This window comes from Cognatundibacterium squillarum, assembly GCF_014652435.1.
GTDB lineage: Bacteria > Pseudomonadota > Gammaproteobacteria > Burkholderiales > Burkholderiaceae_D > Undibacterium > Undibacterium squillarum.
On sequence record NZ_BMYU01000006.1, the window covers coordinates 178,073 to 191,236 of the forward strand.

At 52.6% G+C, this 13,164-nt stretch carries 11 protein-coding genes; 7 read left to right on the top strand and 4 right to left on the bottom strand.

Features of this window, described 5'->3' with window-relative positions; all coding sequences use genetic code 11:
* Nucleotides 1-17 precede the first annotated feature (17 nt).
* From queA to IE092_RS13130, 7 genes are all read left to right on the top strand, one after another.
* Nucleotides 18-1,073, top strand: a complete 1,056-nt coding sequence (queA, locus tag IE092_RS13100; protein WP_229793164.1) for a tRNA preQ1(34) S-adenosylmethionine ribosyltransferase-isomerase QueA — start codon at nucleotides 18-20, stop codon at nucleotides 1,071-1,073.
* Complete coding sequence (gene tgt, locus IE092_RS13105; protein ID WP_189357640.1) at nucleotides 1,066-2,199, top strand: tRNA guanosine(34) transglycosylase Tgt; 1,134 nt, start codon at nucleotides 1,066-1,068, stop codon at nucleotides 2,197-2,199. The genes queA and tgt overlap by 8 nt, the downstream gene beginning before the upstream one ends.
* Before the next feature lie 171 nt (nucleotides 2,200-2,370).
* Nucleotides 2,371-2,700 carry a preprotein translocase subunit YajC gene (gene yajC / locus IE092_RS13110; RefSeq protein ID WP_189357641.1) on the top strand — a complete coding sequence of 110 codons (330 nt, stop codon included), beginning with the start codon at nucleotides 2,371-2,373 and terminating at the stop codon, nucleotides 2,698-2,700.
* A gap of 66 nt (nucleotides 2,701-2,766) precedes the next feature.
* Entirely contained in the window at nucleotides 2,767-4,662 is a 1,896-nt protein-coding gene (secD, locus tag IE092_RS13115) for a protein translocase subunit SecD (RefSeq protein WP_189357642.1), read from the top strand.
* A gap of 11 nt (nucleotides 4,663-4,673) precedes the next feature.
* Nucleotides 4,674-5,612, top strand: coding sequence for a protein translocase subunit SecF (gene secF / locus IE092_RS13120; protein WP_189357643.1), 939 nt, complete (start codon nucleotides 4,674-4,676; stop codon nucleotides 5,610-5,612).
* A gap of 297 nt (nucleotides 5,613-5,909) precedes the next feature.
* Complete coding sequence (locus IE092_RS13125) at nucleotides 5,910-7,175, top strand: efflux RND transporter periplasmic adaptor subunit (RefSeq protein WP_189357644.1); 1,266 nt, start codon at nucleotides 5,910-5,912, stop codon at nucleotides 7,173-7,175.
* Nucleotides 7,172-10,288, top strand: a complete 3,117-nt coding sequence (locus IE092_RS13130; RefSeq protein WP_189357645.1) for an efflux RND transporter permease subunit — start codon at nucleotides 7,172-7,174, stop codon at nucleotides 10,286-10,288. The genes IE092_RS13125 and IE092_RS13130 overlap by 4 nt, the downstream gene beginning before the upstream one ends.
* A 332-nt stretch (nucleotides 10,289-10,620) precedes the next feature.
* On the opposite strand, the gene IE092_RS13135 is transcribed toward IE092_RS13130, so the two are convergent.
* The 4 genes from IE092_RS13135 to IE092_RS13150 all read right to left on the bottom strand — a co-directional run bounded on the left by IE092_RS13135 (nucleotide 10,621) and on the right by IE092_RS13150 (nucleotide 13,084).
* Nucleotides 10,621-11,052, bottom strand: a complete 432-nt coding sequence (locus tag IE092_RS13135; RefSeq protein WP_189357646.1) for a MarR family winged helix-turn-helix transcriptional regulator — start codon at nucleotides 11,050-11,052, stop codon at nucleotides 10,621-10,623.
* Nucleotides 11,053-11,244: 192 nt separating this feature from the next.
* Nucleotides 11,245-11,817: a YceI family protein gene (locus IE092_RS13140; protein WP_189357647.1), complete on the bottom strand. Its 573-nt coding sequence runs from the start codon at nucleotides 11,815-11,817 to the stop codon at nucleotides 11,245-11,247.
* A gap of 124 nt (nucleotides 11,818-11,941) precedes the next feature.
* A complete protein-coding gene (locus tag IE092_RS13145) occupies nucleotides 11,942-12,511 on the bottom strand; it encodes a YceI family protein (RefSeq protein ID WP_189357648.1) in 570 nt (189 codons plus the stop codon).
* Between the two features lie 3 nt (nucleotides 12,512-12,514).
* Nucleotides 12,515-13,084, bottom strand: coding sequence for a cytochrome b (locus tag IE092_RS13150; protein ID WP_373295336.1), 570 nt, complete (start codon nucleotides 13,082-13,084; stop codon nucleotides 12,515-12,517).
* Nucleotides 13,085-13,164: the final 80 nt, after the last annotated feature.

Sequence of the window (13,164 nt, forward strand, 5' to 3'; positions counted from 1 at the left end):
CATCGATGTTGATGACCATGACAACTTATACCCTGAGTGATTTTGACTTTGAATTGCCTGACGATCTGATCGCGCAAACTGCGCTGCCGGATCGTACAGCTTCACGCCTACTGCATGTTGAGCCGGAAGGGCAGTTACACGACCGCGTTTTCGCGGATGTTACAGGTTTACTGCAACCCGGTGATTTGCTGGTGTTTAATAACACCCGTGTTCTGAAAGCCCGCTTTTTCGGGCAAAAAGAATCCGGTGGCAAAGTGCAGTTGCTGGTTGAGCGTGTACTGAGTAATACCGAAGATGACCGTCGTGTGCTGGTACAGATGCGTGCATCGAAGTCGCCGTTACCCGGCAGCCGGATTCGTCTGGCAGATGCCTTTGATGTGGTCGTTGGTGAGCGTGCAGGTGAATTTTTTACCCTGCATTTTCCTGCCGACGTATTCGAATTGCTGGAGCAGTATGGCCGTCTGCCGCTGCCACCGTACATAGCACATGAAGCCGATGATTACGATGAAGAGCGTTATCAGACGGTGTACAGCAAAGTGCCGGGCGCGGTTGCTGCACCGACTGCCGGCTTGCATTTTGATCAGGCTTTGCTGGACCGATGCGTCGCGAACGGCGTGCAACTGGCTTATGTCACACTGCATGTCGGCGCGGGCACTTTTCAGCCTGTGCGTACAGAAAATCTGCAGGAGCATCAGATGCACAGCGAGTGGTACACCGTACCGGCAGAAACTGCGGAACTGATCGAAAAAACCAAAGCGGCAGGTAAATCAGTGATTGCTGTCGGCACAACCAGTATGCGTGCGCTGGAAAGTGCTTCGCAAAGCGGACAACTGGTGGCAGGCAGTGGTGATACCCGATTGTTTATCACGCCGGGTTACCGCTTTAAGACGGTAGATCGCCTGATTACGAATTTCCATTTACCAAAATCGACGCTCATGATGCTGGTGTCTGCTTTCGCCGGTTATCAGCAAATCCGTGATGCCTATGCGCATGCGATTCAGCAGCGTTACCGCTTTTTCAGTTATGGCGATGCCATGATGTTAACGAATACTTCTGGGAAGCAAGATGCTTGAATTTACCCTTATTAAAAAAGATGCGACAACTGCAGCCCGTCGTGGCCGCGTTAAAGTCAACCATGGCGAAATTGAGACGCCGATTTTCATGCCGGTGGGTACGTATGGTTCTGTGAAGGCCATGTCACCGCTGGAACTGAAAGAAATCGGTTCGCAAATTATTCTCGGCAATACTTTTCACTTGTGGCTGCGTCCGGGACTGGAAGTCATGAATCAGTTTGGCGGTCTGCATGCATTTATGGGCTGGGATAAACCGATTCTGACTGACTCCGGCGGTTTTCAGGTGTTCTCTCTCGGTGCTATGCGCAAGATTACGGAAGAGGGTGTGAAGTTCTCGTCCCCGATCAGCGGCGAGCGTTTATTCCTGTCACCGGAAATTTCGATGCAGATTCAGCGTTCACTGAATTCCGACATCGTGATGCAGTTCGACGAATGCACACCGTATGAAATTGATGGCAGACCGGCAACGACCGAAGAAGCCGGCCAGTCCATGCGCATGTCTTTGCGCTGGGCGCAACGTTCCATCAATGAATTCAATAACACCGAAAACCCGAATGCCCTGTTCGGCATTGTGCAGGGTGGTATGTATGAGCATTTACGTGATGAGTCGCTGGCCGGCCTGAGCGAAATGGGTTTCCATGGCCTCGCCATCGGCGGTTTGTCGGTTGGTGAGCCAAAAGAAGACATGATGCGCATCCTCGCGCACACCGGCCCGAAATTGCCGGAAAATAAACCGCATTACCTGATGGGCGTCGGTACACCGGAAGATCTGGTGGCGGGCGTATCGAACGGTATCGATATGTTTGACTGCGTAATGCCAACCCGTAATGCGCGTAACGGCTGGATCTTCACCCGTTTTGGTGACGTCAAAATTAAGAATGCACGTTATAAAAACGACAAAGAGCCGCTCGATGCGACCTGTTCCTGCTACACCTGCCGGAATTTCTCACGTGCCTATCTGCATCACTTGCACCGTACCGGCGAAATCCTTGGTGCGCGTCTGAATACGATCCATAACCTGCACTATTACCTGGATCTGATGCAAAACATCCGTGATGCGCTGGATGAAGACCGCTTCCCGCAGTTTGTTCAGCAATTCCATGCTGACCGCAGCCGCGGTGTTTAAACAGACGCAGTTCAGGTCCGCCTGAGCTGAAAAACAAGTATTTTTGCGGGGCGGTGCTAGAATGTGGCGCCCCGCAGATTGAAAAATGCTGTAAAGGCATGATATATCGTAGGCTTACCCCTGCAAAAAATGCAGGATTGCTGAAAAAATGATAACGAACGGAGTCTGATTGTGTTTATTTCGAATGCTTATGCCCAGGCCGCAGGTGCGGGTGCTGGTGCTGAAAACGGCCTGATGAGCTTCCTGCCACTGGTGCTGATGTTTGTGGTGCTGTATTTCGTGATGATTCGTCCACAGATGAAACGCCAGAAAGAACAGCGTGCGATGATCGACGCACTGAAAAAAAATGATGAAGTGGTGACTGTTGGTGGTGTGATTGGTCGCGTGACTGCGGTCAGCGAAAGCTACGTCACACTGGAAATCGCCGATAAGGTCGAAGTGAAAGTCCAGAAAAACGCCGTATCCGTCGTTTTACCTACCGGTACGATCAAGTCAGCTTAAGCCTCACCCACAACGCAGTCCGCATCGTGACTGCGTTGTACTTTCCGGCATTCCAAATCAATTATTATGAATCGCTATCCAATCTGGAAGTACATACTGATACTTATTGCGCTGGTATTCGGTGCGCTGTACACAGCGCCGAATTTCTTCGGAGAATCTCCGGCAGTGCAGATCAGCAGTGCAAAATCCACTGTAAAAGTGGAAAGCAGCATGTCAGAGCGCGTGGAAACCGTGCTGAAGCAATCCGGTCTGCAGAACACCGGCGTGTTTTTTGACTTCAATGGCGCACAAGGCAGTGTCCGTGCCCGTTTTGCTGATGTTGACACCCAGTTCAAGGCGAAAGCCGCGCTGGAACAGGCACTGAATCCTGATCACGACAATCCGACCTACACCGTCGCATTCAACCTGTTGTCGAACACACCGAAATGGCTGCAAAACCTGCGTGCATTGCCGATGTACCTGGGTCTGGATTTGCGCGGCGGCGTGCACTTCCTGATGCAGGTGGATACCAAAGCGGTTTTGAACAAACGTGTACAGGGCATGCAGTCCACCATCAAATCGGTACTGCGTGAAAAAGAAATCCGCTACGCCGGTATTGCACGTGATGGCGATGCGATTAATGTACGTTTCCGTGATGCGGATACCCGCAACGCTGCGAAGGGCGTACTGACCTCGCAGATGCAGGAAGTCGCTGTACAGGAATCTGTCGCAGCAGATAACGGCGAATTCGAACTGAAAGTCGGACTGAAACCGGAAGCGCTGAAAAGCGTTGTCGCGGAAGGTGTGAAGCAAAATATTACCGCGCTTTCCAAGCGTGTAAATGAGCTGGGCGTGGCAGAGCCGATTATTCAGCAGCAAGGCCCGGACCGCATTGTGGTGCAATTGCCCGGCGTGCAGGATGTGGCACGTGCGAAGGAAATTATTGGTCGTACAGCAACGCTGGAAGTCCGTTTGCTGGATGATTCGGTAGTCGGTATTGTTGACCAGAACACAGCAGCACCTTACGGTTCTGAATTGTTTAAATCGAATCGTGACGGCGAATGGATTGTGCTGGTGAAAGACCCGGTTGTGACCGGTGATTACATTACCGGCGCAGCACTGAGCTTCGATCAGCGTCAGCAACCGGCGGTATCGGTTGATCTGAACGGTGACGGTGGCCGTAAGATGCGTGAAGCGACACGCAGCCGCGTTGGTAAACGCATGGCAATCGTGCTGTTTGAAAAAGGCAAGGGTGAAGTACTGATCGCACCGACAATTCAGGATGAGCTCAGTTCACGTTTCAATATTACCGGTATGGGTACTGCAAGTGCGGCGGCAGATCTGGCATTGCTGTTGCGCGCCGGTTCGCTGGCCGCGCCGATGGAAATCATCGAAGAACGTACCATTGGTCCGCAGCTCGGTGCTGAAAACATCAAGCAGGGTATGCATTCCACGCTGTATGGTTTCATCGCGATTGCGATTTTCATGATGCTGTACTACATGCTGTTCGGCTTATTCAGTGTGCTGGCACTGGGTATCAACCTGTTGTTGCTGGTCGCAATTCTGTCGCTGATGCAGGCAACGCTGACCTTGCCGGGTATGGCGGCGATTGCGCTGGCACTGGGTATGGCAATTGATGCGAACGTACTGATTAATGAACGTATCCGTGAGGAATTACGTGCAGGCCGCACACCGCAAAAAGCGATTGAAGAAGGTTTTGCACACGCGTGGGATACGATTCTGGACTCCAACGTGACTACCCTGATTGTCGGTCTGGCATTGCTGATTTTCGGTTCCGGCGCGATTCGCGGTTTTGCTGTGGTGCACTGCCTCGGTATTCTGACTTCGATTTTCTCGTCAGTATTCGTATCGCGCGGTGTGGTCAATCTCTGGTATGGCCGCAAGAAAAAACTGGCTTCGATTTCGATTGGTCAGGTCTGGAAGCCACAGGAATCGACAGATTCCACACCGGCAGTTAAATAAGCGAGGCGCACATGGAATTATTCCGCATTAAAAAAGACATTCCTTTCATGCGCCATGCGCTGATTTTCAATGTCATTTCCGCACTGACTTTTGTGGCAGCAGTTTTTTTCCTGCTGGCCAAAGGTTTGCATTTTTCCGTTGAGTTTACCGGCGGTACTGTGCTGGAGGTTTCTTACAGCAAAGCGGCAGATGTCAACGGCATTCGTAAGATGGTGGAAGAACTGGGCTACATCGATGCGCCGGTGCAGCCATTCGGTAAAGCTGAAGACGTGGTGATTCGTCTGCCGGTATCGAAAACGATGTCCTCTGCACAGCAGGCTGATCAGGTGATGGCTGCACTGAAAGCCAAAGATCCGGCGGTAAAACTGCAGCGCGTGGAACAGGTCGGTGCGCAGGTTGGTGACGAACTGGCACATGATGGTCTGATGGCGCTGCTGTTTGTGGTGATCGGCGTGATGGGTTATCTGGCGATTCGCTTCGAATGGAAATTCGCGGTCGCGGCGATTATTGCGAACTTGCATGACGTTGTGATCATTCTCGGCTTCTTCGCATTCTTCCAGTGGGAATTCAACCTGTCCGTACTGGCTGCGGTACTGGCCGTACTCGGTTACTCGGTCAATGAATCGGTGGTTATTTTTGACCGTATCCGTGAAAACTTCCGTAAGCAGCGCAAAATGTCTGTGAAGGAAGTTATTGATAACGCGATTACCAGCACGATTTCCCGTACCATCATCACCCACGGCTGTACGCAGATGATGGTGTTGTCCATGCTGTTGCTGGGTGGTCCGACATTGCATTACTTCGCGATTGCGCTGACGATCGGTATCTGCTTCGGTATTTACTCATCAGTGTTCGTTGCAGCAGCGATTGCAATGTGGCTGGGTGTATCCCGTGAAGATCTGATTAAACCTGTCAAAGAAAAAGACGATACAGACGGCGCTGTGGTCTGATCGTGTTTTGTAACAGAAGGTATCTCAGGAAAGCCGGCTTGATTGCCGGCTTTTTTTATTTGTTAGCATTGCGCGTATGAGTCCTCAGCTGCTGCGCGATGGCATTCAGCCCGCACAGCAGGCATGTCAGCAGCAATACTGCCGCATACGGGCACGTGCTGCGACGCTGTAATTCCGCTGTCAGATGGCGGAAGGATAATCCGGTTTCAATCCGCTGGCCGTACCGGTGGCCACCGTAATCACAGAACTTTCTGCCGCACACGCGGTCAGAAGGCGGTCTGCACAGGGAATACCGTTATGAGTAAATTAAAAACATTGACAATTGTTGCGGCCATTGCCGCGATTGCAGGTGGCAGTTATCTGAAATGGGGTAATGCACCAAAGGCAGAAGGAAATGCTCCGTCGGCCGGCGCCAAAGAGCAGAAACCGGCCCGTCCGGTAAGCGTTTCTTTAGTCAGTGTTCAGCAAAAAGATTTTCCGGTAACGATCAGTGCTAACGGTGTCGTTTCTTCACCGAATATGGTCGACATCCGTCCGCAAGTCACCAGCACCATTACCAAAGTGCATATTAAAGAAGGTCAGTTTGTGAAGGCCGGTGACTTACTGTTCAGTTTTGACAGCCGCGCCGATGAAGTGAATCTGGCCAAAGCGCAGGCGCAGCTGGATAAAGATGTCGCGACACTGGCAGACAACCAGCGCCAGCTGGCACGCAGCAAAGAACTGGTGGCACGTAAGTTCGTCGCCCAGAGCGCAGTGGATACTGCGCAGGCACAGGTCGATGCGCAGACCGCAGTTGTCGCTTCGGACAAAGCGGCGGTGGCAGCGGCCAAAGTCGCGCTGAGCTATCAGCGCATTGTCGCGCCTTCCTCCGGCCGTACCGGTATTGTTAGTGTGTATCCGGGGTCGCTGGTGCAGCCTGGTTCGGCGGCACTGGTCACGATCACGCAGATGGATCCGATTACCGTGACTTTCCCGTTACCACAGCGTCATCTCAGTGCAGCTTTGCAAAGCCTGCAGCGCAGCGACAGCTATGTGTATGCCAGCCTGCCGGACAATGGCGGCAAGTTCAAAGGCAAACTGAAGTTTGTAGATAATGTGGTGGATGCTTCCTCCGGTACTGTCAAAGTCAAAGCTGAATTTGAAAATAAAGAGATGAAGTTGTGGCCCGGTGCGTATGTGAATGTCGATTTCAGTGTACAGACCCTGAAAGATGCGCTGGTGGTGCCGCGTGAAGCGGTGATCGTCAATCCTAAGGGTTCTGCCGTGTATATTGCCGGTGCTGAAGGCAAGGCAGAACTGAAACCGGTGCAAGTCGTGACCAGCCTGCAGAATGATGCAGTGATTACCGGTATTGAAGCCGGTGCGCGCGTTGTGGTGGATGGTAAACAGAATCTGCGTCCGGGATCGCTGATCAAAGAGCGTTCTGCAGAAAGCAAAGACACTAAAGATAAATCCGGCGCGAAGGACAGCGCGAAAGATGGCAGCACAGACTTGAAGGATGCGAAAGATGCCAAACCGGCTCCGGCCGCTTCCGCCAGTGCATCCGCAGCGAGCGCATCATGAATTTGTCTGAATTGTTTATCCGCCGTCCGGTGATGACAGTATTGCTGAATCTGTCGATTGTGATCGCCGGTATTCTGGCCTATCGCTATATCCCGATTGCTGCGTTACCGAGCTATAACACGCCGGTGATTAACGTGGGTGCAAACTTGCCTGGTGCCAGTCCGGAAACCATGGCGACCTCGGTGGCGTTGCCACTGGAAAAGCAGTTCGCCACCATTCCCGGCTTGTCTGTGATCAGCTCGAACAACACACTCGGCAATACCTCGCTGACGCTGGAATTTGATCAGAACCGCAATATCGATGCCGCCGCGGTCGATGTGCAGGCAGCTTTGCTGCGTGCGCAGCGTTCGCTGCCGGTGGAAATGACATCGCCGCCTTCTTACCGCAAGGTGAATCCGGCCGATGCACCGGTACTGTTTATCGCACTGCAGTCACCGTCGCTGAGTCTGGCAGAACTGACCAGCTACGCGGAGCATCTGATTTCGCCGTCGCTGTCCACGCTGGAAGGTGTGGCGCAGGTGAATATCTTCGGTATCAAACGTTACGCCGTGCGTATCCGCGTGAATCCGGGCGCGCTGGCAGCACGTAATCTGACGCTGGATGAGCTGTCTGCGGCAATCCGCACAGCGAATGCCAACACGCCCGCAGGAACACTGGACGGCGACAAACAAACGCTGACGATTCTGGCAAACCGCCAGTTACAGAGTGCGGCGGAATTTGCCAATCTGGTGGTCAGCAATAAAGGTGGTCAGGTGGTGCGTCTGCGTGATGTCGCGAGCGTGGAAGACAGTTACGAGCAAGTCAAAACCGCCGCCAATTTCATGGGTGAAAGTTCGATTACGCTGGCGATTCAGCGTCAGTCGGACGCGAACACCGTGAAAGTCGTCGATTCGATCAAAGCCGCACTGCCGGGCTTTAAGGCGCAGTTGCCGGAATCCGTGAAGATGACGCTGGTGAACGACCGCTCTGTATCGATACGCGAAGCGCTGCATGACGTGAATCTGACCATGATCCTGACCATCGTGCTGGTGGTGGTGGTGATTTTCCTGTTCCTGCGCCGTCTGGTCGCCACTGTGATTCCAACGCTGTCTCTGCCAGTCTCCATCGTCGGTGCGATCAGTTTGTTGTGGGGCTTTGGCTATACGCTGGACAATATTTCGCTGCTCGGCCTGACGCTGGCGGTCGGGCTGGTGGTGGACGATGCGATTGTGATGCTGGAAAACATCATGCGTCATATCGAGATGGGCGAGAAACCGTTTCAGGCCGCGCTGAAAGGTTCACGCGAAGTCGGTTTTACGATTATTTCGATTTCCACTTCGTTGGTGGCGGTGTTTATTCCTATCTTCTTTATGCCGGGCGTCATCGGTCAGCTGTTCCATGAATTTGCGGTGATTGTCAGTCTGGCGATTCTGGCGTCGGCCTTTGTATCGCTGACACTGGTACCGATGCTGGCAGCGCAATTCCTGCGCAGTGAGCATGAGATGAAAGAACCGCCGAAAGCCGTTGCAGCGATTCTGCACAGCTTTGAATCTGCTTTCGACGCGTCGCTGAAGTTTTATACGCGCTGGCTGGATGCGGCGCTCGCGCATCGTAAAACCGTGCTGATGGTTGCCTTGGGAACCTTCGTTGCAACCGCGTATCTGTTCAACGATATTCCGAAAGGTTTTTTCCCGCAGGAAGATATCGGTCAGATCAACGTGACGACAGAAGCCTCGGAAGAAACTTCATTCCCGGCGATGGTGCAGCTGCAGGACAAAGTCGCGCGCATTATCCGTGAAGATCCGAATGTCGCCACCGCAACCTCGTTTAACGGCGGCAGCGGTGCGCAGAACAATGGCCGTATGTTTATCAACCTGAAACCACGCGGCGAACGTAAGCCGATGAAAGAAGTGGTGGAGGGCTTGCGTAAAAAAGTCGCGGAAGTGCCGGGCATTACTGTCTTCTTCCGTCCTACGCAGAATCTGCAGCTGGGCGGACGTCAGAGTAAGAGCCAGTATCAGTACATTCTGCAAAGTGTGGAAGCCGGTGAACTGAACGGCTGGGCGAATAAGCTGCAGGAAAAACTGCGTGCAGATCCGGGCTTTAAAGATGTGACGACGGATGCGCAGTTAAAAGGTTTGCAGGCATCCGTGGATATCGACCGTGACCGTGCGAATACCTATGGCGTTGGCATGGATGCGATCCGTTCAGCGTTGTACAGCGCGTTTGGTGAACGTCAGGTATCGACCATGTTTACCAGCGTGGACAGCTATCAGGTCATCATGGAAGTCGCACCGGATCAGAAAAAGGATGAGAACGCGATTGAAGGGATTTACGTTCGCACCAATACCGGCAGCCTGATTCCGCTGAGCAGCGTGGCGACTGTGCGCCGTACCGTTGGCCCGACCTCGATTAACCACGTGGGGCAGTTACAGGCGGTCACGGTATCGTTCAACCTGTCGCCGGAACTGGCGCTGGGTGAGGCAACCACCCGTATCGAAAAATTCCGCGATGAAATCAAAATGCCATCGTCCATTATCACCACTTACGGTGGCGATGCTGCGGTGTTTAAAGATACGCAATCCGGTCAGGTGGTGTTGATCGTGGCAGCCTTGCTGGTGATTTATGTGCTGCTCGGTGTACTGTATGAAAGTTATATTCATCCGATTACGATTCTGGCCGGTTTGCCTTCGGCAGCGGTGGGGGCTTTGCTGACGCTGAAATGGTTTGGCGAAGATCTGACGCTGATCGCGACGATTGGTATTTTGCTGCTGATCGGTATCGTGAAGAAAAACGCGATCATGATGATTGACTTCGCACTGGATGCGCAGCGCCATCAGGGCATGACACCGGCAGAAGCGATACGCGAAGCCTGTATTCAGCGTTTCCGTCCTATCATGATGACCACGCTGGCGGCGGCAGTCGGTGCCTTGCCGATTGCCTTAGGCCTCGGTGCCGGCGCAGAGCTGCGTCAGCCGCTGGGTCTGGCGGTGGTGGGTGGTCTGGTATTCTCACAGGCGATTACGCTGTTCATCACGCCGGTGATTTATCTGGCGCTGGATAAATACAGCGGTAAAGGCCCGATTACCGGTGACGATCTGCACGACGCACCGTCTTCATCTGCCAGGGTCTGAAGCGAAGACCTGCTGAGCAGGACAGGCTTGCAGCACAACAGCCCCGCTTTCTGAAAAGAGAGCGGGGCTGTTTGTTTGATTGGCGTGCTGGTGTTGATGGCGGTTGGACTGAAGGCGTCAGGCAGCCTGGTGAATCTTCAAAAATGCCTGAAAAACGGCCAAAAACAGGTCAAATGCGGAGTTTGGCACAGCGATCCGGCGGTCATCGGCAGAAAGTCCGGGCTTCCGGAAATTGCAAATGACGATAGCTGCATAATGTGTGCCGGCAAAACCGGAGTTGTCAGTGCCGGAGCGGATGTTCCGGCAGAAAAGAGCAGGGTGGGATGCAGAGATCAGACAGCGTCGCTCAGATGCTGTTTCAGCTTGATCAGCGCCTGTTCCAGCGTATCGAAATCTTCGTCTGCGTAATCGGTAAAGCGGCGCGCACCGGTGGCAACCACTTGCGGGAACACTTCATCAAACAAGCGTTCGCCTTCTGCCGTCAGGCGGATAAATAACTGGCGGCGGTCATCATTGCCGCGTTCACGCTGTATCCAGCCTTTTTGTTCCAGCCGGTCCAGCACGCCGGTCAGCGTACCTTTGGTAATCAGGGTTTTTTCGCCGAGTTCTTTACAGGTCATGCCGGGCGTATTGCCAAGTGTCGCGATGATATCGAACTGGGAATGGGTCAGCCCGAACTGGCGCACCGTGCGTGCCGATGCCAGTTCAAACAATTGCATACATTCGGAGAGCAGACGGATGCTGCGCAGATAGTTCTTAGCCATAAGGGAGGAATAATCAGGTTTCCGCACCGGGCATGATTTCTGGCCGGCAACTGCGGTGAAGCCCGCATTATACGGACAGGGTTGCGTTGCAGCCAGATTGCTTTTTTGTGACCAGTGCTGCCTGTGGCAGCAGCCGGTCACAGTTTTGCAGTCGCCGGAAGCCGCATGCAGCGGCATCCGGCTTTGCAGGTCTTAGTCAACTTTGACGGCTTCAACCTGAATCGACAGACGTACTTCCGGTTTGAAACCGTATTGCAGACCGTAAGTCAGACCGAAGTCAGCGCGGTTAAATTCTGCAGATGCATCAGCACCGCAGACTTCTTTTTTCAGCATAGGATGCATGATGCACTTGAACTGATTGATTTTCAGTGTCAGTGGTTTTGTCACGCCCATGAAAGTGAATTCACCGTCAACAGCAACCGGTTTGTCGCCGTCAAAACGGATGTTGCTGCCTTTATATGTAGCGGTAGGGAATTTTTCAACATTGAACATATCCGCAGATTTCGCGTGATCGTCCATTTTTTTCATGCCGAAGTTCACCGAAGTTGCATCGATCGTGATGTCAACAGTACCGGTTTTTTTCGCTTTATCCAGCGTGATTTTGCCGCTGGATTTGTCGAACTTACCGCGCCATACAGACAGACCGCCGAAGTGATCTGCTTCAAAGCTTGGGTAAGTGTGGGTCGGGTCGATAACGTAGTTGTCAGCGAATACCGGTGCAGCAGCGATCAGGGATAAAGCAGCAACGAGTTTTTTTACAGACATGAGAAACTCCAGTGGATTGGTGGGTTGCGTTAATCCCGCCGGATTTTCCGGCGGGTATCTTAATAAACAAATTTAATTAAAATTCTGTGAAACGCTGTTTGCAGCGAGCACATTGTGCGCCGGATTAGGGATTCGTCACGATACGGAAGCGGATTACAACTTCATCCGCCACCATGCTGGTATCTTTCCATTCACCTTCGCCAATGTTGTAGGTCAGGCGTTTGATTGGCAGTGTGCCTTCAAAAATCTGGCTGTTGCCTTCTTTCTTCAGCGTCACCGGAAAGCTGACGGCGGTGGTTTTGCCTTTGATAGTCAGGTTGCCGCTCACTTCCAGTTTGCCGCCAGCAGCCTGCTTCATGCCGGTGCTGACGAAATTTGCTTTCGGAAACTGCGGTGCGTTAAACCATTCTTTTTTCTGTACTTCTTTGTTGTACTGCGCATCGCCCAGATCAAAGCTGGCAACATCCAGATCGAAACTGGCTTTGGAGCTGGTGACGGCAGCGGCATTGAAATCAATCGCCGCACTGAACTTTTTAAATGTCGCATCGACCGGTACATTCATTTGTTTAAATGTAATGGCGACCTGACTTTTTGCGGTATCGACTTTCAGCGGTGCAGCCTGTGCCAGCAAAGGCAAACCGGCAGCCATACTCAGGGCGAAAACGGAACGGGTGATGGTTGAGCGGAGTGACATGTTTTATTCCTTGTCAGATTGAGATCCCGGCATCATGCGCAGGAAAATACGGTCTTTATCAATGACCTGATGTTTGATGGCACCGGCGATATGCATCAGCAAAGTCACCAGCATCAGCTTGGATAACACTTCATGAATTTCTTCCAGCGTGTGTTTCCATTCCGGTTGCGGTGGAAACGGTGCAGGCAGTTCGAACAAGCCCAGATACACAACAGGATAGCCAGCGGCATAGGTATGCAGATAACCGGAAACCGGAACGGCGAACATCAGCACATACAAGGCCAGATGCGTACCGGCCGCCAGTTTTTCCTGCCATGCCGGACCTGCCACCGGTGCCGGTACCTGACTCAGCAAACGGCTGATCAGACGGAAGGCTGCGAGTCCGAGTACGGTAACGCCCAGCCATTTATGCCAGGCGTAAAACTGCAGTTTGGTCGGACTGATGCGCATATCGGTCATAATGAAACCGAGTGTGAACGCGGCGATGATCAGCAAAGCCATCAGCCAGTGCAAGGCGATCATGATGGGGGAATAACGGGAAGGCGTAGCCATACTATCCTCTGCAAAACAAATAATTGGTTCTGATTAGAACTAATATAGCGCAATTTTAAAAAGTCTGCACAAGTCCGCTGTATTTTCCGGAAATGCACCAG

Coding starts and splice junctions, on each gene's coding strand:
- IE092_RS13140 (WP_189357647.1), bottom strand. CDS start 11,817: ATGTCTGTAAAAAAACTCGTTGCTGCTTTATCCCTGATCGCTGCTGCA.
- IE092_RS13125 (WP_189357644.1), top strand. CDS start 5,910: ATGAGTAAATTAAAAACATTGACAATTGTTGCGGCCATTGCCGCGATT.
- IE092_RS13145 (WP_189357648.1), bottom strand. CDS start 12,511: ATGTCACTCCGCTCAACCATCACCCGTTCCGTTTTCGCCCTGAGTATG.
- IE092_RS13135 (WP_189357646.1), bottom strand. CDS start 11,052: ATGGCTAAGAACTATCTGCGCAGCATCCGTCTGCTCTCCGAATGTATG.
- secF (WP_189357643.1), top strand. CDS start 4,674: ATGGAATTATTCCGCATTAAAAAAGACATTCCTTTCATGCGCCATGCG.
- tgt (WP_189357640.1), top strand. CDS start 1,066: ATGCTTGAATTTACCCTTATTAAAAAAGATGCGACAACTGCAGCCCGT.
- secD (WP_189357642.1), top strand. CDS start 2,767: ATGAATCGCTATCCAATCTGGAAGTACATACTGATACTTATTGCGCTG.
- queA (WP_229793164.1), top strand. CDS start 18: ATGACAACTTATACCCTGAGTGATTTTGACTTTGAATTGCCTGACGAT.
- IE092_RS13130 (WP_189357645.1), top strand. CDS start 7,172: ATGAATTTGTCTGAATTGTTTATCCGCCGTCCGGTGATGACAGTATTG.